At 63.0% G+C, this 18,109-nt stretch carries 20 protein-coding genes; 13 read left to right on the forward strand and 7 right to left on the reverse strand.

The window, feature by feature from the left end; all coding sequences use genetic code 11:
* The first annotated feature begins 134 nt into the window (after positions 1–134).
* Positions 135–455: a bacteriophage holin gene (locus tag BLW62_RS15200; RefSeq protein ID WP_139305420.1), complete on the forward strand. Its 321-nt coding sequence runs from the start codon at positions 135–137 to the stop codon at positions 453–455.
* 45 nt (positions 456–500) lie between these two features.
* Here the strand turns inward: BLW62_RS15200 and BLW62_RS15205 are convergent, their stop codons facing one another.
* Positions 501–1,151, reverse strand: a complete 651-nt coding sequence (locus tag BLW62_RS15205) for an HAD family hydrolase (protein WP_090507898.1) — start codon at positions 1,149–1,151, stop codon at positions 501–503.
* A gap of 248 nt (positions 1,152–1,399) precedes the next feature.
* Here BLW62_RS15205 and BLW62_RS15210 point away from each other — a divergent pair, with 248 nt between their 5' ends.
* Positions 1,400–2,614: a CaiB/BaiF CoA transferase family protein gene (locus tag BLW62_RS15210; protein ID WP_090507899.1), complete on the forward strand. Its 1,215-nt coding sequence runs from the start codon at positions 1,400–1,402 to the stop codon at positions 2,612–2,614.
* A gap of 169 nt (positions 2,615–2,783) precedes the next feature.
* On the opposite strand, the gene BLW62_RS15215 is transcribed toward BLW62_RS15210, so the two are convergent.
* Positions 2,784–3,398, reverse strand: a complete 615-nt coding sequence (locus BLW62_RS15215; RefSeq protein ID WP_090507900.1) for a TetR/AcrR family transcriptional regulator — start codon at positions 3,396–3,398, stop codon at positions 2,784–2,786.
* Positions 3,399–3,509: 111 nt separating this feature from the next.
* Here BLW62_RS15215 and BLW62_RS15220 point away from each other — a divergent pair, with 111 nt between their 5' ends.
* Complete coding sequence (locus BLW62_RS15220; RefSeq protein ID WP_090507901.1) at positions 3,510–4,868, forward strand: amidohydrolase family protein; 1,359 nt, start codon at positions 3,510–3,512, stop codon at positions 4,866–4,868.
* Between the two features lie 24 nt (positions 4,869–4,892).
* On the forward strand, positions 4,893–5,783 hold the full coding sequence (locus BLW62_RS15225) for a fumarylacetoacetate hydrolase family protein (protein WP_090507902.1): 891 nt from the start codon (positions 4,893–4,895) through the stop codon (positions 5,781–5,783).
* 479 nt (positions 5,784–6,262) lie between these two features.
* Here BLW62_RS15225 and BLW62_RS15230 read toward each other — a convergent pair whose 3' ends face one another.
* Entirely contained in the window at positions 6,263–7,267 is a 1,005-nt protein-coding gene (locus tag BLW62_RS15230; protein WP_090507903.1) for a TatD family hydrolase, read from the reverse strand.
* A 147-nt stretch (positions 7,268–7,414) separates the two neighbouring features.
* Between BLW62_RS15230 and BLW62_RS15235 the strand changes: the two genes are divergently transcribed.
* Together BLW62_RS15235 and BLW62_RS15240 are read left to right on the forward strand one after the other, a co-directional pair.
* On the forward strand, positions 7,415–8,485 hold the full coding sequence (locus BLW62_RS15235) for a WD40/YVTN/BNR-like repeat-containing protein (protein ID WP_090507904.1): 1,071 nt from the start codon (positions 7,415–7,417) through the stop codon (positions 8,483–8,485).
* Positions 8,482–8,877, forward strand: coding sequence for a DoxX family protein (locus tag BLW62_RS15240; RefSeq protein WP_090507905.1), 396 nt, complete (start codon positions 8,482–8,484; stop codon positions 8,875–8,877). Before BLW62_RS15235 ends, BLW62_RS15240 begins: the two co-directional genes overlap by 4 nt.
* Positions 8,878–9,019: 142 nt before the next feature.
* Here the strand turns inward: BLW62_RS15240 and BLW62_RS15245 are convergent, their stop codons facing one another.
* Entirely contained in the window at positions 9,020–9,613 is a 594-nt protein-coding gene (locus tag BLW62_RS15245; protein WP_090507906.1) for a DJ-1/PfpI family protein, read from the reverse strand.
* A 129-nt stretch (positions 9,614–9,742) separates the two neighbouring features.
* On the opposite strand from BLW62_RS15245, the gene BLW62_RS15250 reads away from it, so the two are divergent.
* Together BLW62_RS15250 and BLW62_RS15255 are read left to right on the forward strand one after the other, a co-directional pair.
* Positions 9,743–9,973, forward strand: coding sequence for an Lrp/AsnC family transcriptional regulator (locus BLW62_RS15250; RefSeq protein ID WP_076582990.1), 231 nt, complete (start codon positions 9,743–9,745; stop codon positions 9,971–9,973).
* Positions 9,974–10,012: 39 nt separating this feature from the next.
* Positions 10,013–10,318 carry a MazG nucleotide pyrophosphohydrolase domain-containing protein gene (locus BLW62_RS15255; protein ID WP_090507907.1) on the forward strand — a complete coding sequence of 102 codons (306 nt, stop codon included), beginning with the start codon at positions 10,013–10,015 and terminating at the stop codon, positions 10,316–10,318.
* 526 nt (positions 10,319–10,844) lie between these two features.
* Here BLW62_RS15255 and BLW62_RS15260 read toward each other — a convergent pair.
* Together BLW62_RS15260 and BLW62_RS15265 are read right to left on the reverse strand one after the other, a co-directional pair.
* A complete protein-coding gene (locus tag BLW62_RS15260; protein WP_090507908.1) occupies positions 10,845–12,020 on the reverse strand; it encodes an HD domain-containing protein in 1,176 nt (391 codons plus the stop codon).
* 173 nt (positions 12,021–12,193) lie between these two features.
* Positions 12,194–12,694 (reverse strand): P-loop nucleotide/nucleoside kinase family protein, encoded by a 501-nt coding sequence (locus tag BLW62_RS15265; protein WP_090507909.1) that lies wholly within the window; start codon positions 12,692–12,694, stop codon positions 12,194–12,196.
* Positions 12,695–12,912: 218 nt separating this feature from the next.
* Here BLW62_RS15265 and BLW62_RS15270 point away from each other — a divergent pair, with 218 nt between their 5' ends.
* The 3 genes from BLW62_RS15270 to phnE all read left to right on the forward strand — a co-directional run bounded on the left by BLW62_RS15270 (position 12,913) and on the right by phnE (position 15,647).
* Positions 12,913–13,917 carry a PhnD/SsuA/transferrin family substrate-binding protein gene (locus BLW62_RS15270; RefSeq protein WP_090507910.1) on the forward strand — a complete coding sequence of 335 codons (1,005 nt, stop codon included), beginning with the start codon at positions 12,913–12,915 and terminating at the stop codon, positions 13,915–13,917.
* A 72-nt stretch (positions 13,918–13,989) separates the two neighbouring features.
* The gene (phnC, locus tag BLW62_RS15275) at positions 13,990–14,763 is read left to right on the forward strand and encodes a phosphonate ABC transporter ATP-binding protein (RefSeq protein ID WP_090507911.1); all 774 of its coding nucleotides are present in this window, start codon (positions 13,990–13,992) and stop codon (positions 14,761–14,763) included.
* Positions 14,760–15,647: a phosphonate ABC transporter, permease protein PhnE gene (phnE, locus tag BLW62_RS15280; RefSeq protein WP_090507912.1), complete on the forward strand. Its 888-nt coding sequence runs from the start codon at positions 14,760–14,762 to the stop codon at positions 15,645–15,647. The genes phnC and phnE overlap by 4 nt, the downstream gene beginning before the upstream one ends.
* A gap of 36 nt (positions 15,648–15,683) precedes the next feature.
* Here phnE and BLW62_RS15285 read toward each other — a convergent pair whose 3' ends face one another.
* Positions 15,684–16,415 (reverse strand): hypothetical protein, encoded by a 732-nt coding sequence (locus BLW62_RS15285; protein ID WP_090507913.1) that lies wholly within the window; start codon positions 16,413–16,415, stop codon positions 15,684–15,686.
* A gap of 104 nt (positions 16,416–16,519) precedes the next feature.
* Here BLW62_RS15285 and BLW62_RS15290 point away from each other — a divergent pair, with 104 nt between their 5' ends.
* Together BLW62_RS15290 and BLW62_RS15295 are read left to right on the forward strand one after the other, a co-directional pair.
* Positions 16,520–17,167, forward strand: coding sequence for a TlpA family protein disulfide reductase (locus BLW62_RS15290; RefSeq protein ID WP_139305421.1), 648 nt, complete (start codon positions 16,520–16,522; stop codon positions 17,165–17,167).
* A gap of 67 nt (positions 17,168–17,234) precedes the next feature.
* Complete coding sequence (locus BLW62_RS15295; RefSeq protein WP_090508111.1) at positions 17,235–18,011, forward strand: DUF91 domain-containing protein; 777 nt, start codon at positions 17,235–17,237, stop codon at positions 18,009–18,011.
* Positions 18,012–18,109 lie beyond the last annotated feature (98 nt).

The following is an 18,109-nucleotide window of genomic DNA, read 5'->3' on the forward strand; positions in this document are numbered from 1 at the left end:
CCGGTGCAACCTCGACACGTCTGCAGTCGCACCGGTACTGGCTTACGGCGGATCGTCTGCGTGCACCGCTCTGGAGCGAAGGCCGGAATTCGCGCGTCGTGTTACTTTCACGTCGGGCAGTGGAGATGCTCGTGATGGAATCACAGAATCGACCGCGAGATCCGGCACCGACGATGGACGAGTTGGACGGCGATTACGAAGACCTCGATCCGATGGCGTTCGGGTTCGCCTGCGGGACGACGATGGCACTCAGCATCGGACTGATCGGAATGCTCTCTCGAGTCGGTATCGCCGAGGAGTGGCGAGGCCTGTTCGCGGATATGTACCCCGGCTTCGAGTCGGACGACGGCGGCACCCTCGCCGGCGTCGTCTGGGCTGGTGCCGACGGCTTCGCGATGGGGATCACGTTCGGTTGGCTCTACAACGTGTTCCAGCGAGGCGGGCAACGACGGTGAACGCGACACGGAAGCGCTCGCACGTGAGATGGGCGAAGCCGCCGCTTAGCGTACCTCCTCGAGCACCGTCTCTCGAACCTCGGCGGGCGTCTCGACGACGTGGTCGGCCGACGAGTAGTCGAGGTCGCCATGGGCCTCGATTCGGTAGGCGACGACGGTCGTTCCGGCTCGAGAAGCGGCTTCGATCCCGTTTTCGGAGTCTTCGACGACGAGTGAGGTGGCAGGCGAGATGTCCAGTTCGGCCGCCGCGTGTTCGAAGACGCCCGGATTCGGTTTACTCGGCGCGTCGATGTCGTCGGCGCTGACGACGCGGTCGAAAGAACCCTCGAGGTCGAATCGCTCGAGAACCTGTTCGATCCAGTGATGGGGCGAGGAGGAGACGAGTGCCGTGTGGACGCCCCGTTCGTCGAGTTCCTCGAGTAAGTCGTGGAGACCGTCGAGGAGGGACACGCGTTCGGTGTAGATGGTTTCGGCGGCCGCGTCGAAGCGATCGATCCACTCGGACCGAGAGATTTCGGTTCCGTACTCGCCCTCGAGGTAGTCGTAGATGTCGCGAAAGTTCATGCCGCTGGTTCCGGCGCGGTCGATGTCTTCGTGGGGGAGGGCGTCGGGAAACAACTCCTCGTGTTCGAACGTCGACCAGTAGGTCTCGCTGTCGACGAGGACGCCGTCCATGTCGAACAACACTGCCTTCATTGTGACCGGGCGTACCCGACCGTCGCATTTAGCGGTTGGGCTGGATTCGGGTTTCGTTTGCGAGAGCGGGTGTGCCTATGGTCGAACCCCTCCGTCGATAGGTTTACCAACCGGTAAGGCAATGTTTGTCACGGGAGAAGTACTCGGGGAGTGTGTTCGCAAGTAACGCGCTCGAGCGGACCACGTCGATTACACTGTACCATGGAATACGAACACACCAACGACAGGCATCGAACCGAGGGGAACGGATGAGCGAACGCGATAAAATTCTCGAGGGAGTCACCGTGCTGGATCTCTCGACGTTCGTTACCGGCGGGTTCTGCTCGGCGATGCTCGCGAATCAGGGAGCGGAGGTACTCAAAATTGAACAACCCGGATACGGGGACGCGATTCGCCACTCTGGACCGCCGTTTATCGAAGGCGAGTCGCCATATTACTGGACCGTCAACTACGGAAAGAAGAGTCTCGAACTCGACCTGAAAAACCCGCGAGCGAAGGAGGCGTTGTACGAACTCGTCGAGGAGACCGACATCTTCATCCAGAACTTCCGGCCGGGCACCGCAGAGCGACTTGAGGTCGATTACGACACGATCGCACAACACAACGAGGACATCATCTACCTCGCGATTTCCGCGTTCGGACAGACCGGCCCGTGGCGAGAGCGAGCGGGCTACGACCTGCTCATACAGGGGATGGGGGGGATCATGGACGTGACCGGCGAGGAAGGTCGCCAACCCGTCAAAACGGGGCTACCGATGACGGATCTCATCACTTCGATGTGGGCATCTTTCGGGGCGATGACGGCACTCTACCGGCGAGAACGGACCGGCGACGGCGAGTACATTGACCTCGGGATGCTCGAGTCGACGCTTCCCTGGCTCACTAAACAGGCCGGACAGGTCTTCGCGGGCAACGAGACGCGGCGGATGGGGACGAAAGATCCGGTGCTCGCACCGTATCAAACGTTCGAGACCAAAGACGGGTTTCTCAACGTCTGTATCCTCAACGAGAAGCTCTGGGGTGAGCTGTGTGAGGCACTCGAGCGACCCGACCTCCCCGAGGACGACCGATTCGAGACGAACGCCGACCGCGTCGACCACTTAGCGGAGTTAGAAGCCGAAATCGAAGCCACGCTCGGGACGAAGACGACCGACGAGTGGATCGAGATTATCGCCGAGGACGCCGGCGTCCCGGCCGGCCCCGTCTACGACGTCGAGGAGGCGCTGACGAATCCACAGGTCGAGGCCCGCGGCACGATCACCGAACTCGAGCACCCCGAACTCGGAACGGTACCGGTCATCGAACACCCGCTGAAGTTCGACCGCGCGGAGACCGGATTCGACCGTGCGCCGCCGCTTCTCGGCGAACACAACCGAGACGTATTCCGGGACCTGGGATACACCGAAGCCGAACTCGACGAGTTGGCCGAAGAAGGCGTCTTCGGCACTCGAGAGGAGGAGTGATCGGGCGGCCATCCGGGGCCAAAACCGGTGAGTTTGGCGACTCGAGGGAGCAGCCACGTTCCACCACGAGAGCAGTCACGTTGCACCTCGAGAGCGGTCACGTTCCACCTCGAAAGCGGTCACGTTCCACCTCGAAAGCGGTCACGTTCCACCTCGAAAGCGGGTCGAGTTACCCCTCTGCGTACAGCGAGTCGAGGATGAACTCGTCGATGGCCGCTCGAGCCTCCGCCGGGGCGTCCTCGTGGCCGAGCGAGATGCGTCGGCCGCGTGCGGCGTGGATAACGTCCGTCACGAGTTGGCCCATCAGTTCGGCGTCGACGGCCCGGAACGCACCCTGCTCGATGCCCGTCTCGATGACGTCGACGATACTCCCGCGAATTCGGTCGTAGTGGTCGGTGAAGATTTTCCGGTGTTCGCCGTCGTTCTGGGCGTATGTGTACAGTTCGTGGTAGACTTTCATCCGATCCCAGTGGGAGAACTCCTCGAACTCCGGGCCGAACAGGCACTGGTCGATCCGCGCGTCGAGTTCCGTGCGCGGGTCGGCGTCATCCTCGACTTCCACGCTTCCCTCGTACTGCTCGATGACGTGTTCTAAAAAGGACGAGAGGAGGTCGTACTTGCCGTCGAAGTGATAGTGGATTACCTGCCGCGTCAGGTCCATTTCCTCGCCGATGTCGCGCATTCGGAGGTCCTTGTAGCCGTGCTCGCTCAGCGCACGGAACGTCGCTTCCATGATCACCTCCTTGGTGTCCGCGGTGGACTCCCCCTCTCGAGCATCGCTCATACGCCTACTGCGGGTGATGGATATATAACAAATTTGTTCCAGAAACGCTCGAGAGGAATTCTTTACCAGACGGTAAATTTTTGCCCCCGTGGTTAGATTATCTACCCGACTATGGCACGTACGATCATACGACACGGGACGGTCGTCTCGCTCGATCCGGAGATCGGACAAGTAGACGACGCGGATATCCTGATCGAGGACGGGGAAATCGTCGAAATCGGAGCGGGGCTATCCGCGGAGAACGCGGAAGTCATCGACGCGAGCGACCACATCGTGATTCCCGGGTTCGTCGACTCGCACATCCACCTCGCACAGACGCAGGTACGGGGTATCGCCGGGGACTGGTCGCTCATGGGCGACTACTTCGACGATATGCTCGGCAACATCACCGGGCTCTACCAGCCCGAAGACATGTACCTCGGCGGCCTCTTCGGCGCGCTGGAGAAACTCTATACGGGGACGACCACGGTCTTGGATTGGTCGTATCCCAACACGCCCGAACACGCCGAACGGGCCGTCGACGCGCTACAGGATACCGGGGTGCGCGCAGTGTACACCTACGGCCCGCCGGGTGACGACGCGGCGACGTGGTGGTTCGAGAGCGACGTCGGTCTCCCCGAACAGCAAATCCGCGAGTTCGACGCCGAGAAGATCGAAGACGACGACCTGCTCACCCTCGCACTCGGGTTGCGAGGGCCGGATTTCTGTACCGACGAGACCGCCCGCGGCGATCTGGAACTGGCCCGGGAACTCGACGCCCTCGCCACGCTTCACATGGGCGCTGCATGTTGGCCGTCCTCGGTCTACGGCGACGACTACCAGGGCTTTGGCTGCCTCGAGGACATGCTCGGCCCGGACGTCAACGTCGCCCACGGGAACCACTTCTCCCAGGAGGACATCGACCACGCCGTCGAGCAAGAGGTCTCCTTTTCGTCTACTCCGGAAGTGGAAATGCAGATGGGCCACGGCATCCCCGTCACCGAAAAGGTCATAGAGGCCGGTGGCCGGCCGACGTGGGGCGTCGACGTCTGCTCGGACATAAGCGGCGACATGACCAGCCAGATGCGGATCGGCCTGCAAGTCCAGCGGATGTTCGAGAACCAGGCGATCCTCGAGGGAGACGAGGAAGTCACGGAACTCCAGACCACTGCACGAGACACCCTCGAGATGGCCACCATCGAGGGGGCGAGAGCCCTGAACCTGGAGGACGAGATCGGGACGCTCACGCCGGGCAAGCGCGCGGACATCGTGATGATTCGGACGGACGACTTCATGACCGCGCCGAGTCACAACCCGATTCAGACCGTCGTCTTCCAGTCCGACACCTCTCACATCGACACCGTGCTCGTCGATGGCGAACCCGTCAAGCAAGACGGCGAACTGCTCAATCCGCTCGTCGAGGAGGAGTTCGACCGCTTCGTCGCGTCCGGTGAGCGACTGATCGACGAGGCCGGAATCGACCTCGAGTAACTCACACCCACCAATTCACTCACGATGCGACTCGGACAATACACGACGACGAACGCGGAACAGCCCTGGTGTGGCGCCAGAACCGACGACGAGACGGTCGTCAACCTCGCCGAGGCGGGCGCTGCCGCCGGCGTCGACTTGCCCCGGCAAAGCACCGAACTGCTAGCCGGTTGGGAGTGGCAGCAGAAGGCCCAACTGGCCCTCGAGCACGCCGTGGAGACGGGAACCGGCGTCTACGACCTCGACGATCTGGACCAGCACGCTCCCGTAGGCGATCCGCAGAAGGTCGTCTGCGTCGGACTCAACTACCGCGATCACGCCGAGGAGGGTGACAACCCGATCCCCGACGAACCCGTGCTCTTCTCGAAGTTTCCGACGACCGTGACCGGCCCCGGGAGCACGATTTCCTGGGATCCCAACCTCACCGAGAAGGTCGACTACGAGGCCGAACTCGTCGTCGTCATCGGAACGGAAGCCCGCCGCGTCGACGAAGACGAGGCCCTCGAGCACGTGGCGGGCTACCTCGTCGGTAACGACATCTCGGCTCGTGACCTCCAACACGGCGACGGCCAGTGGGTTCGGGGGAAGAGCCTCGACGGCTTCGCCCCGATTGGGCCAGAACTCGTGACCGCGGATGAAGTGTCAGACCCTCACGACCTCGAGATCTGGGCCGAGGTGAACGGTGAGCGCTTACAGGAGTCGACCACTGACAACCTCATCTTCGGGATCGACGAGTTGGTGTCATTCTGCAGCCAGGCGTTCACCCTCGAGCCGGGCGATCTCATCTTCACCGGCACGCCACCGGGTGTCGGCGTCTACCGGGAGCCCCCTGTCTTGCTCGAGGACGGCGACGAGGTGACGATCGGAATCGACGAACTCGGCGAGTTGACGAACACCTGCGCGTTCGACAACTAACCGTAGAGAGGAGCACGGTTTCGCCACTCAGTGGTGGTCACAAACCCGTGGGAAGAACAGGGGAACCAAGTCTCACTTCGATTCGACCATCCTCTTGTAGTGGCGCGCGCTGTCGACCGACCGAGTGAGAGCGAGGCCGGTCGGCGATACTGCGCGAGGGATGAGCGAGGGAGCGACGCGACCGAGTGAATCGGCTGGGGAGGGTGTGGTGATCCCGTCTGTTCGTGCGAACAGGACCTGAAAACCGTTGGAATTACCGCGAAATCCCCTGCCGCTCGACGGCTGTTGCTCGCTCCTCGAGCGGGCCAGTCCCTTTCAGTCCCACCCAACGGCGGTTGGTCGGTACTGCAGATTCGCCCCGAAACGTTCTATCCGCACTCTCTACCTACCGAATCAGCCACCTCAGATTTGTCACCGTGGCGGAATCCAAAAATGAACTACCAACTACTGCGAAGCGCCGACGAACCCTTTCTCGAGGATCACTGGCCGATGTCGAACACGTCGCGCGGGTTCTCCAACACTACCTGCCTGATCGCGTCCACGTCGATACCGTAACGATAGAGTTCGAAGATTGCTCGTTTCAGCGCGAACGGGTCCGTTCTCAGGACGTTCGCACAGTCGGTGTCGATCATGATCCGGTCGGGGCCGTACTCGTCGATGGCGTCGGCGACATCTGCGGCGTCGACGCCGATCAGCCACGAGTGACCGATCGTGTAGCTCAGGTAGCAGTCGGTCTCCTCCATCAGGTACTCGGTGTTGTTACCGTCGGCGTGTGAGGCGACGACTCGCTCCTCGTCTAGGCCCGCGTCCCGGGCCGCTTCGACGTCGATCTTCGTCGCCTCGAGCGCCGGATTCTCGGCGTCGATCACCGGTTCCTGTCCCAGACCAGGATTCTTCTCGTAGCCCGGCGTTCCGAGTTCTGGGCGGTAGGAACGACCCGAATCGCTCGAGGTGTTCGGCGTGTGCAGGAGTACCGGCAGGTCGTGGGCGTCCGCAAGTTCCATTTGGGACTGGACGATCGCACGCTGTTCGTCGAGATCCCACGAACTAACGTGCTGGGAGGGGGTAACGCCGGTTTCGCCGATCGCGACAACCTCCTCGAGGTCGCAGTAGCCGGCCATCGCCTCGAGTACCTCGTCAGGGTTCTCGATCCGAACGCCCGTGTGGATCCCCAATCCGAGTTTGGCTTCGAAGAAGTGGTTCCGTTCGATCGCCGCGCGCCGGTTGATCGCGTCGTCCCAGAGATAGCGGATATCGGACGCTCGTACGGGTTTGTACGGCGTCCAGTGATAGCCCGAGGAGACCATCACCATGGATCGACACCCCGAGAGGGCGTAGCGTTCGCGGTCGTCCCACGAGAGCGTGTGTGCGTGGTTGTGAACGTCGATCCACGGGAGGTTGAGAAGCTCCGTCGGGAGGTCGACGTCTCGGTCGTCGAGATGCGCTGCATCGGTCGGACGCTTGGTCGGGTGCGATGAGGTCATGGGTACGTTAGTTCGGTCCGGACAGTCCGCCTTCGTCTCGCCACGGAGGCCGAGGTCACTCGATCGTTCGATCGCTCGTGCGCTACTCTCACGTAGCGTTTTACAGGCTGGTAAAACTTTATTGTGCGAGTGATACACAGACACAGTATGCCACTGTTGATCGGGACAGATGACGGTCTGTACCGAGTCGAAAGCGTGCCGTTCGAGCGTGAGGAGGCCGAACGCGTCCTCGAGTGTGGCGTCGTCACCGCGCTCCGGTCGTGGGGCCACACCGACGGCGTCTTCGTCGCGTCCTCGAGCGGAGCCTACCGGTCGCTCGACGGCGGAGAGACGTGGGAGGACCTCGGCGTGCCGCTGGGCGATCGCTTCTGGCACGCCGGCGAGAGCGAGGTGTGGTCGATCCTCGCGACCGCGGACGGCGCGCTCTACGCCGGAACGAACGACCCCTACATCTACCGCTCAGTCGACGAGGGCGAGTCGTGGTCGGAGCTGAAGGGATTCCGTGACCTACCGTCTCGAGGCCACTGGGAGTCGCCGATCGATCCCCACTACGCGCGCTTGCGCGCGCTCGAGACCGTGCCGGGACGACCCGAGCAACTGATCGCCGGCGTCGAAGCCGGCGGGATCCACCTGAGCGAGGACGGTGGGCAGACATGGATCGATCGCCGCGAGACCATCGTCGACGACGTCCACCAGATCCTGCCGATTACCGAGGACGTCTGGTTGGCGACGGCGGGGTACCTCGACATCAACCTCGAGAACCTTGGACTCGGCCACGCGGTCGGCGAGGGCGGCCTCCACCGGACGACCGACGGCGGCGAGACGTGGACTCGTCTCGATCAGGGCAACGACTTCTCGTACATCCGCTGCGTGTTCGTCCACGACGGGACCGTCTTCTTCTGTGGCGGCGAGGAGGCCCCGCCAGCGTGGGTCGACGACGACCACGAGGTCGCGCTGTTCGAGTCGACGAACTTCGGCCGCGACTTCGAACGGGTCTCGTTCCCCGGCGAACCACACGAGATTATCGAAGCGTGGGCCGTCCACGACGGGGACGTCATCTGCGGATCAGGGCTCTTCGACGTGCCCGACCAGCGCGACGACGTCGACGGGCGGATCATGCGTCGGACGGATGCTGGCGAGTACGAGACGGTCGGCCGCGTCGGAGCCAACGTCGGCCGACTCGAGGTAATTGATTCGGGTTCGGAGGGGGAACGATGACGGATCGGACCACGCAAGCCGATCCACCCTCGTTCGTCGGCCGGGCACTCTACAGCGGGATTCTGGCCTACATGGCCATCGACGGCTTCCAGAACAACGAGAAGCGCGTCGAGGTCGCTAGAGAGAAGGGCGTTCCCGCGCCAGACGTCCTCGTTCCGTTCGTCACGGGCATGCTCTTCGTCGCGAACGTCGGAATCTTGCTCTGGAAGTTCCCGCGGGCGTCCGCCGGCGCGCTCATCGTCTTCTTCCTCGGGACGACGCCCGGCATTCACGACTTCTGGACGATGGACGGCGAGGAACGCCAAGCGAACAAGATTAACTTCCTCAAGAACGTCGCTCTGCTCGGTGGCGCACTGTTGCTCCTCGAGCAGGCTGGATCTCGAAGCGAGTGATTGGCTAGAATTCGGGCCGAGTGATCGACGGAGACTCGAAGCGAGTGATCGGCGGGGACTCGAAACGAGTGACCTGCCGGAACTTGAACCGGGTGATCGGTGGGGACTCGAGCGGAATGATGTCCCCACTCGAGAATCCTGATCAGCCGAAAATCTCGTCGCGCTCGTAGGCCATCTCTTCGCTCACCGTACTCGAGACGTCCTCACCAAATTCTCGTTCGACGAGCCACAGCGCTAGGTCGAGGCCGGACGTGACGCCGCCTGCGGTCAGCACGTCGCCGTCGTCCACGACCCGCTCGTCGACCACGTTCGCGGCGTGGGATGCGAGGTCGTCCTCGGCAACGGGGTGGGTCGCCGCGGGACGGCCCTCGAGTAAATCCGCCTCGGCCAGCACCATCGCGCCGGTACAGACCGAGGCGACCGTCGCACCGTTCGTGAAGCGCTCGTCGACGGCGTCCGACAACTCGCCGTCGTCGACAACGGCCCGAACACCCTCGTTTGCAGTCGTCCACCCGCCGCCAGGAACGACAAGGATATCGGGCTGGTCGAGGGTCCCCTGTGTCTCGACGCGCAGGTCGTGACTCGCCGTCACGAAGTCGGATTCCTCGAGCGTGACGAGGCTCGTCTCGAGGGCCGCGCCAGCCTGGGCGGCGTTTTCGAACACCTCGTAGGGACCGATCGCGTCGAGTTCGTCGAAGCCGTCGAATAACACGATTTCTGCGGTGGTGTCGGCCATGTCGAACAACTCTGCTCGCTTGGGGAAACGTGTTGTGCCGGCGCGTCGACGGGCGGATTCGTCGACACGTCCGAAATCGTGAGGCTCGCGGGTCGTTATTTGGCACTCGGCGACGGAGTCTGCGAGAGCATGATTCGCGCATTCGTGTTGATCGACGTTGCGGCTGAAATGCCCGATTCGGTATGTCGAGCCGTCCGCGACAGCGACGACGTCCTCGAGGCCCACGTCGTCGCGGGTGACTTCGACGTGATTGCCGACCTCGAGGGCGACGACCCACACGACGTTCTCACGACGGTCACCTCAGACATTCGGCCGCTCGAGGGCGTTGGGACGACTCGGACGTACATCTGCCTCGACTGAATCCGATTCGTTTTTCACTCGGCTGAAAGATCGACAGCCATGGACGAACAACAGACAGTTGCCACGTTCGTCGACGAGTACGGCCTCGAGACGCCTCCCGAGTTCCGACTGCTCGACCTCGTCTCGGAGGTCGGCGAACTCGGAAAGGACGCGAACACGTCGACCGGCTACGGGGACGTTCCAGCGGAACTGACCCTCGAGTCGGACGAGATCGGCGACGTGCTCTTTGCACTGCTCGCGCTGGCCGACTCGCTCGAGATCGACGCCGGCGAGGCACTCGAGGAGGCGCTGGAAAAGTACGAGCAGCGACTGGACGGACGCGAGACGCCCGGTTCGGGCGAGTAGCACGGTTGTTGGGATCACCCCCGGATCTCGACCACGAGATCCGCGACGGAGGTTCCGCTTCGGACCGACCAGACCTCGAGCGGTGGCGCGTGCTGTGTCGCGGCGAGCGAACAGCGAGCCGCGGGACAGAGGCACGCGAGGGAAGAGCGAGTGAGCGTGCGAACGAGTGAATCGGTTGGGGAGGGTGTGGAATCCCTAGGTGCCAGTGTCTCAGGGTCGACAATACTACGTCTCTCTTTGATAGTGTGTGGAATCGAAACGTCGAATTCGGAACGTGCGTGTGAGTAGTTACTGTTTCGCTTCTTGGATCGAGTGTACTGACGACGAGTGCTCTGCAATTGCTGGACACGGTGATTTCCACGTCCTCCCCAGCCGATTCGTTCGGTCACTCCGCTCCCTCACACATCCCTCGCGCAGTGTCAATGGCGCACCCTCGTGAGACTCGGGTGTGCCACCAGCGCGTGCCACCGCAGATCAAGCAATCGAAGCGACGCGACGCCGTTCCAACACCGATCGGAAACGACGGCTACGGAACCACGTCGGCCTCGACCTCGAGCACCGACGAGGCCGCCTCCCGGACGGCCTCGAGGTCGTCCGGTCGCGCGTAGACGCCCAGTCGCCAGATTTCGCTGGCACAGGCATCCAATCCGGCGACCAGCGACGATCGTTCCTCGAGTCGCCGGAGTTCGCCGTCCACGACGATTCGGGCCCGGGATTCGGGCGAACTCGGTTCGGACGGACTGTCGACGATGACCGCAGCGGGATCGACGCCGGCTACGTCGGCGATTTCGCGCTCGAGGGCGCGCGTCCGGTCGTACTCGAGGCCGACGAATCGGTCGGCAACGCCGTCGCGTCGGGTCCAGACCGCCCGCTTGTAGAGTCGGCGTTCGCGCAGACGGGTCGAAAACTCGGCCGTCGGTGCGTGGTCCTCGAGGGTCGCGAGCAGTTCGGCGTCGGTCAGTCGGGCGAACCGTTCGGCCTCGACCGCTCCGTCGGCGAGGAGTCGCTCGCTCGCACGATCGAGCATCGCACCCGCGATTCGCGAGACGTGATGGCGGTAGACGGTCGCGTTCATCAGCGTCCGGGCGATCAGCGCGCTCTCGGCGGTTGCGACGTCGTCCGCCTCGAGGGCGAGCGTCCCGTCGACGGTCTGGAGCGAGTACAGCAATCGCGCGTGATCGATGGTGCCGTAGGGAACTCCCGTGTGGTGGGCGTCTCGGACGAGGTAATCGAGTCGGTCGACGTCGAGCGGGCCGGAGACGAGTTCGCCGAAGGGGCCCCGGCCGTCGACGGTCGCCGCGACGGCTTCCGGGTCGAGACCCTGCGCCTCGAGGGTGTCTCCGAGATCGCTGTCGGTCAAGAACCACTCGATCTCGTCGTGGTGACGCCCGAGGTGACGCTCGATGGCGGCTTCGGTTTGGTGGCCGAAGGGACCGTGGCCGACGTCGTGGACCAGCGCCGCGGCGCGCAGGCGCTTGGCGAGGTCGGCCTCGAGTTCCAGTCGGTCGACGGCGCGCGAGGCGAGGTGGTAGACGCCGAGGCTGTGCTCGAAGCGAGTGTGGTTCGCGGAGGGATAGACGAGTTGAACCGTGCTCAACTGGCGGATCGACCGCAGTCGTTGCATCGCTGCGGTGTCGAGGAGCGCCTCGGCAGTCGGACCGAGTTCGATGTAGTCGTGGACGCTGTCCTTGATCATCGTCATCTGCAGATGTGTAGACTCTCGAGGGGAACGTCTTAGACGCGATGGTTCGACGACAACTCGGTCGGATCCGTCGCATTCGCCAGCGATCGGCGGCCACACGCGTACACACTCGGTTCGGGCGTGCGACCGCCACCGATCCGCCCACAGTATCAGTCGCTCGAGTTGTCGGTCCGCTACAGTACCAGTCGCTCGAGTTGGTCGTGCGTTTCCTCGATCGTCTCCGAGTTGTCGATCACGACGTGTTCTCGCTCGAGCGGATCGAACGACTCTCGGAGGAGCATGTGCTGTTCGAATTCGGCGTCGCTGATCGTCTCCGTCCGACTCTCGATTCGCTCTTTGACGACCTCGAGTGCACAGGTCACGTGAACGAAGCGGATTTCGGCATCGGCCTCCGCTGCGACGGTCGCCGCCGCATCGCGGGTCTCTTTCGACTGGAACGTCGCGTCGAGGACGACGTGTTCGTCGGCCTCGAGGGTGTTACGTCCGCGCGAGAGGAGTTCCTCGTACGTCGCGGCGCTCTCATCGGCGGTGTACGACGGGTCGGAGAACAGCTGTTTTCGAACCGCGTCACTGCGATATCGCGTCGCCGGGAATCGATCCGCCGTGTACGACGACGCCATCGACTTGCCGACGCCCGGGAGCCCGCAGTAGACGAGGAGCGTGGGGCGAGTCACGGGCGCTAGTGAGGGAAACGGCTACTAAACCGGTCCGGTTCTCGAGTGCGTCCACCCGACTCGAGCGACCGCGACAGAGATGTCGACGATCCGAAATCGATAGCAGGCTCGCGGATGTAACACACGATTCAACCGCAACTTGAATGGACATAGACATATGTCGACGGACGGTACGCAACTATCATTATTTTTATAGTGTCCGAATCCTCGTACTACATATGCCGGAACACACGCGCGGTGGGAGTGGCACGCGACGAACGTTTTTGAAAACGACTGGTGCAATCTCGCTCGCCGGACTGGCGGGTTGTTTGAGCGAAACCGACCACGGAATTCGGTTCATCCTCAACCCGGCTGAAGAGCAGACCGACATCGTCGAAGAGTACACGCCGATGAAGGAGTACCTCGAGGACGAAACCGGCGAGGAGATCGACCTCGAGCCGGCGGGAAGCTACGTCGAAACGCTCGAAGCGCTCGAGACCGAGCAGGGAGAGCTCGCCGACACCTCGCCGACGGGCGTCCCCGGCGGAGACGGGTTCGCGGACGTCATCGGGATGCGAACGGCGTTCGGCGGGAATCAGTACTTCTCGACGATCGTGACGCTTCCAGACAGCGATATCGAGGAACTCGCAGACCTCGACGGCGAGCAGATCGCCGTCGGAGCCCAACTCTCGGTGAGCGGAACGCTCGTGCCGGCGCTGATGCTGCAGGACGCAGGCCTCGATATCGGCGATTTCCCGAACACGCAGGACGCGCCCGATCTGGACATCAACGTCGCTGACGATCACGATACGGCGCGCCAACAGTTAGAGGACGATCCGGACATCGTCGCGGCGACGACGGGTGCATTCGCATCCGCGCCACAGATTCCACAGGAGCAGTTCGACGAGTACGAGGAGTTCGTCGAACACTCGGCCGAGTACGAGGGTGCCGGCAGCGACATCGACGACGACGACAATCCAGAACTGCGACTGCTCGACGTCTCGGAATCGCTGACTCGAGCCCCGATCATGGCTCGAAGCAACTGGGACGATCCAGCCCGCGACGAGATCGAACAGGCGCTGATCGACGCCGAAGAGGAGGACCTCATTCCGGAGGGAACCGACGAAGACCTCGAACTCTGGTTTACGGGTATCGACGAAGCCGACCGCGACGACTACGAGTACGTCGACGAGGTCTTCGACGACCTCGGCCTCGAGTTCGAGGACTTCGACGACGAGGACTAACCGGTTGGTACCGTCCGCGGATTTCGACGGCGATTAAACAGGCAGCCAGCAATACTAGATAGAGAGTACAAAATGGCCGGCATTCGTGTAGAGAACCTTACCAAAGAGTACGGGGACACGGTCGCACTCGATAACGTCTCGTTCGAAATCCACGAGGGAGAGTTCACCGTCGTTCTCGGAATCTCGGGATCGGGGAAATCAACCCTTCTCAGGTGTGTCAACGGGCTTACGAAGCCCACGGATGGACAGGTTGTTATCCAGGACGGACCAGTCGTCTCACCTCGAGAAGAGATCGCGATGGTGTTTCAACAACACAACATCATCGGCGGAATGAGCGCGTACTCGAACGCGCTTAGTGGCGCACTGGGACGGAACGGACTGACGACGAGCCTCCTTCGAACTCACGACCGGGAGGACAAATTGCAAGCGCTCGACGCCCTCGAAACCGTCGGGCTGCTCGACGAAGCCGAACAGCGCGCCGGACAGATGAGCGGCGGACAACAACAGCGCGTCGGAATCGCCCGCGCGCTCGTTCAGAACCCGAATATTATTCTGGCCGACGAGCCAGTTGCGAGCCTCGATCCGGGAAGCGCTCAGGACGTGATGCGGTATCTCCTCGAGGCGGCCGACGAGCGAGGGTTGACGGCGATGATCAGCCTCCACCAGGTCAACCTCGCTCGCCAGTTCGGACAGCGGTTTATCGGCCTCGCTGACGGGCAACTCGTCTTCGACGGCTATCGCGACGACCTCACGTTCGACGTGATCGACGACATCTACGGCGGTATCGATATGGAACAGTTCCTCTCTGGAGACGACACCGAGACCACGACCGAGGCGGTACGATGAGTACGGATTCCACGCTCGAGCGGCGCCTCGAGAAGATCAAACTGACGCGCCGGATTCGGTGGGTTACGTACGCGTTTCTGGCGGTCGCCTTCGCCGCCGCGTTCTACGGCTCGCTGCTGTTGGTCAACTTCTCGGTCGGTGACCTCGTCAACCAGATGCCGACGTTCATCGATCGGGTCCAGCAGTATAACCCGAACTGGGAATTCATCAGTGAGGCGAACCTCTTCCGCGAGTCGGGCATTACGCTCGCAATCGGCTTCGCCGGAACGGTCATGGGCATACCGTTCGCGTTGCTACTCGGCGTCCTCGGAAGCGGACGGGTCATGCCGTTCCCGTTTAACTTCCTGTTCAGGACGATCATGGGCATTTCACGGGCGATTCCGGCGTTGATCTGGTTCCTGATCTTCGTCCCCCTTGCCGGGCTGACGGCCGTGACGGCGACGATTGCTATCGCGGTGAGCACGGTCGGCAACCTCGGCCGACTGTTCACGGACGAACTCGAGGAGGTCAAAACGGGGCCGATCGAAGCGATGGAAACGACGGGAGCATCTCGGTCTCAGACCGTCGTATTCGGAATGCTCAGCCAGGTCAAGACGTCGTTCATCGCGTGGACGCTGTACATCTTCGAGGTGAACGTCCGGCAGGCCGTCACGCTCGGACTGCTCGGCGGTGGCGGTATCGGCTACATCATCCAGGCTCGACAGGGAATGCGGGCCTACGGGGACATGATGGCCGGTATCGTCGTCGTCCTCGTCCTGATCGTCCTCGTGGAGATGGCCAGCCAGCAGCTCCGATCCTACCTCCGCGACGACGAAGAGGCCGACGGACTGGTCGAACTCGTCCTCGGACTCCCACAACGGATGGCCGAATCGGTGCTCAAGTAACGCCGCGATTTTCTTCTCCGTTTTCCGCCGAGCCAGCTACTCCGCTCGACTCGAGTGCGTCTCACAGCCGAGCGCTCGAGCGCGCTGGACGAACAACTCGGCGACGTCATCTTCCTGCTCGAGGACGGGAGGTTCGCACTCGAGGGCCTGTCTCTCGTGGTCGCCGTTCGGGAGGTACCGCGCGAGTTCGTCCCGACCGACGGCGCTGTCGGCCGCCTCAACCAGCCGTCCGTCGGCACTCGAGAGGTCGATTTCGAACGCGTCGCGAACCGTCGCGGCGAGGTCGGCTTCGACACGGGTGTAGCCCGGAAGACTTCGCTTGACCGGCGCGGGGACGTCCGCCAGGTACGCCTCGGTGGCGTCGTGGAGGAGCCCCCACCGGATCGCGTCTCGACTACCCCCGCGCGCTTCGACCTCGTGGCTCACGTGAACCGAGTGACGAGCGACGCTGTAGAACTCCGTCCCCTGGCCCGCAAACCGGGTGAGATTGGAGAGTGCGTGAGCAATGTCGTCGAGCGAAACGGCGTCGGGATCGGCCTCGAGGGGCGTGATCCGTCCGCCGGTTCGCGTGTCGATCGTCCCGTGGCCGCCGTTCGCCTCGGCGAGGAGTGCCTGCAGTTCGCCCGCGACGGCTTCGACTCGAGTCCGAAGAGCCGACCCGCCCTCGTGACTCGTCCGCTGCGTTCGTCTAAGCGTGGCGAGTTCGTCCTCGAGTGCCTCGAGTCGTCGCTCGAGAGAGCCGTTCTCGTCGCCGTCGAGACCGTTCATAGGCTGACGTTCAGCGTAGATTAACAAAAGCGATCCGTTGAATGACGGCTGCATTACGCAAGGAAAACACACACCCGACTCGAACGCGTGCTCTCGTCAGTACCGTGTTCGACGGACGCGAGACGATTCGAGCCCCATCGAGTGCACACCGACGAGCGGTCGTTCTCAGCGTCGGCGCGATAGCACTGACGCCGTTGAGCGGCTGTCTCGAGGGAACCGATCCCGGGTCGGACGGCGACGACGACAGCGACGACGCTGCGCGCGAGGCGTCGTCCGACGAGGTCGAGACGATCGACGCGACGGGGAGCACGGCGGGAACGGTCGCCGTCCCGGCAGCCGAACGGATCCAACTCGTCAACTTCACGCGGCGACTGTGTCCGACCAGCGAGGGGCTACTGACGGAGATCGACGACGCTCGCGCGGAGCTCGCCGAATCCGAGTCGATCGAGGCCGACGAAACCGTCGACACGCTCTCCGTGATCGACGGCGACAGCGACGAACGACCTACAGAGGAGGAACTGGCCGAGTGGTGGGACGACCACGACGGCGACTGGCCGATCGGGTTCGACGACGACGGCTCGCTCTCCGACGCGCTCGAGATAGCCGTTCGCCCGACGACGGTCGTCCTCGACGACGCCGGGACGGTTCACTGGCGAACCGAAGGCGACACGAGCGCGAGTAATCTCGTCAGCGCCGTCGAAACGGCACTCGAGGGCAGTAGTGACGGCGGTGACGGCGACGGCGAAACGTGACAAATTGACGATCCGATACGCTTCGCTCGTCCTCGAGTTTAAATACGAACGGGCGGCCAACCGTGGCATGATCGACGACGCGATTCGCGTGCTCGCGGGTGACTGTACCGTCATTGCCGAGTCCGACGACCGCGAGGAGTACCGCGGACGGGTGACCACCATCGTCAAACCCGACAAAACCGTCTTGGTCCACGACAGCGACGGCTACCAGCCCGTCGCGTGGCTCACCCGAGCCGACAGCGTCTCGAGCGACCGCGCGGGCGACTTCACGCTGGTCGCGAAAAAAGACACGCAGACGCTGCGAATTGCCGCCCACGATCAGGACGGCTTCGCGAACTATCCAGTCTCTCGAGCGGGAACGCCGATCGGATACTGTCCGGCGTGTGAGGGCGCACTCGTGCGCTCGAACGGCGTCCACTGCGTCAGTTGTGAAACCCGCTACGCCATCCCCTCGGATGCGACGATCCGCGACGAGCACAGCGACTGTGCGTGTGGGTTACCCCGAATGCGCGTCGAGCGCGGCCTCGCGTTCGACATCTGTCTCGATCGGGACTGTGAGTCCCTCGACGAGGCCGTTTCGACGGCCTTCGACCGCGAGTGGGAGTGCCCGGCGAATGACTGCGACGGCGACCTCCGAATCCTCCGTCGCGGCGGCCTCATCGCCGGCTGCGAACACTACCCCGACTGCGACACCGGCTTCGTCGTTCCTACCGGCGTCGTCGACGGCGAGTGTGCCTGCGGGCTGCCCACCTTCGAAACGCGCAGCGGAACGCGCTGTCTCGACGCGACCTGCGAGCAGGTCCGAACACGGACGCTCGAGGCCGAGTCCACGGCCGATGATTAACGAGCGGATGAGCGGCGAGCAACACAGCTACCGGTCGAGTGAGCGTCGGGCAGCACGAACTCGAGGCGTCCTCGGCGAGAATCGATCCGCACGCACTT

The sequence above is a fragment of the Natronorubrum sediminis genome, assembly GCF_900108095.1.
Taxonomy (GTDB): Archaea; Halobacteriota; Halobacteria; order Halobacteriales; family Natrialbaceae; genus Natronorubrum; species Natronorubrum sediminis.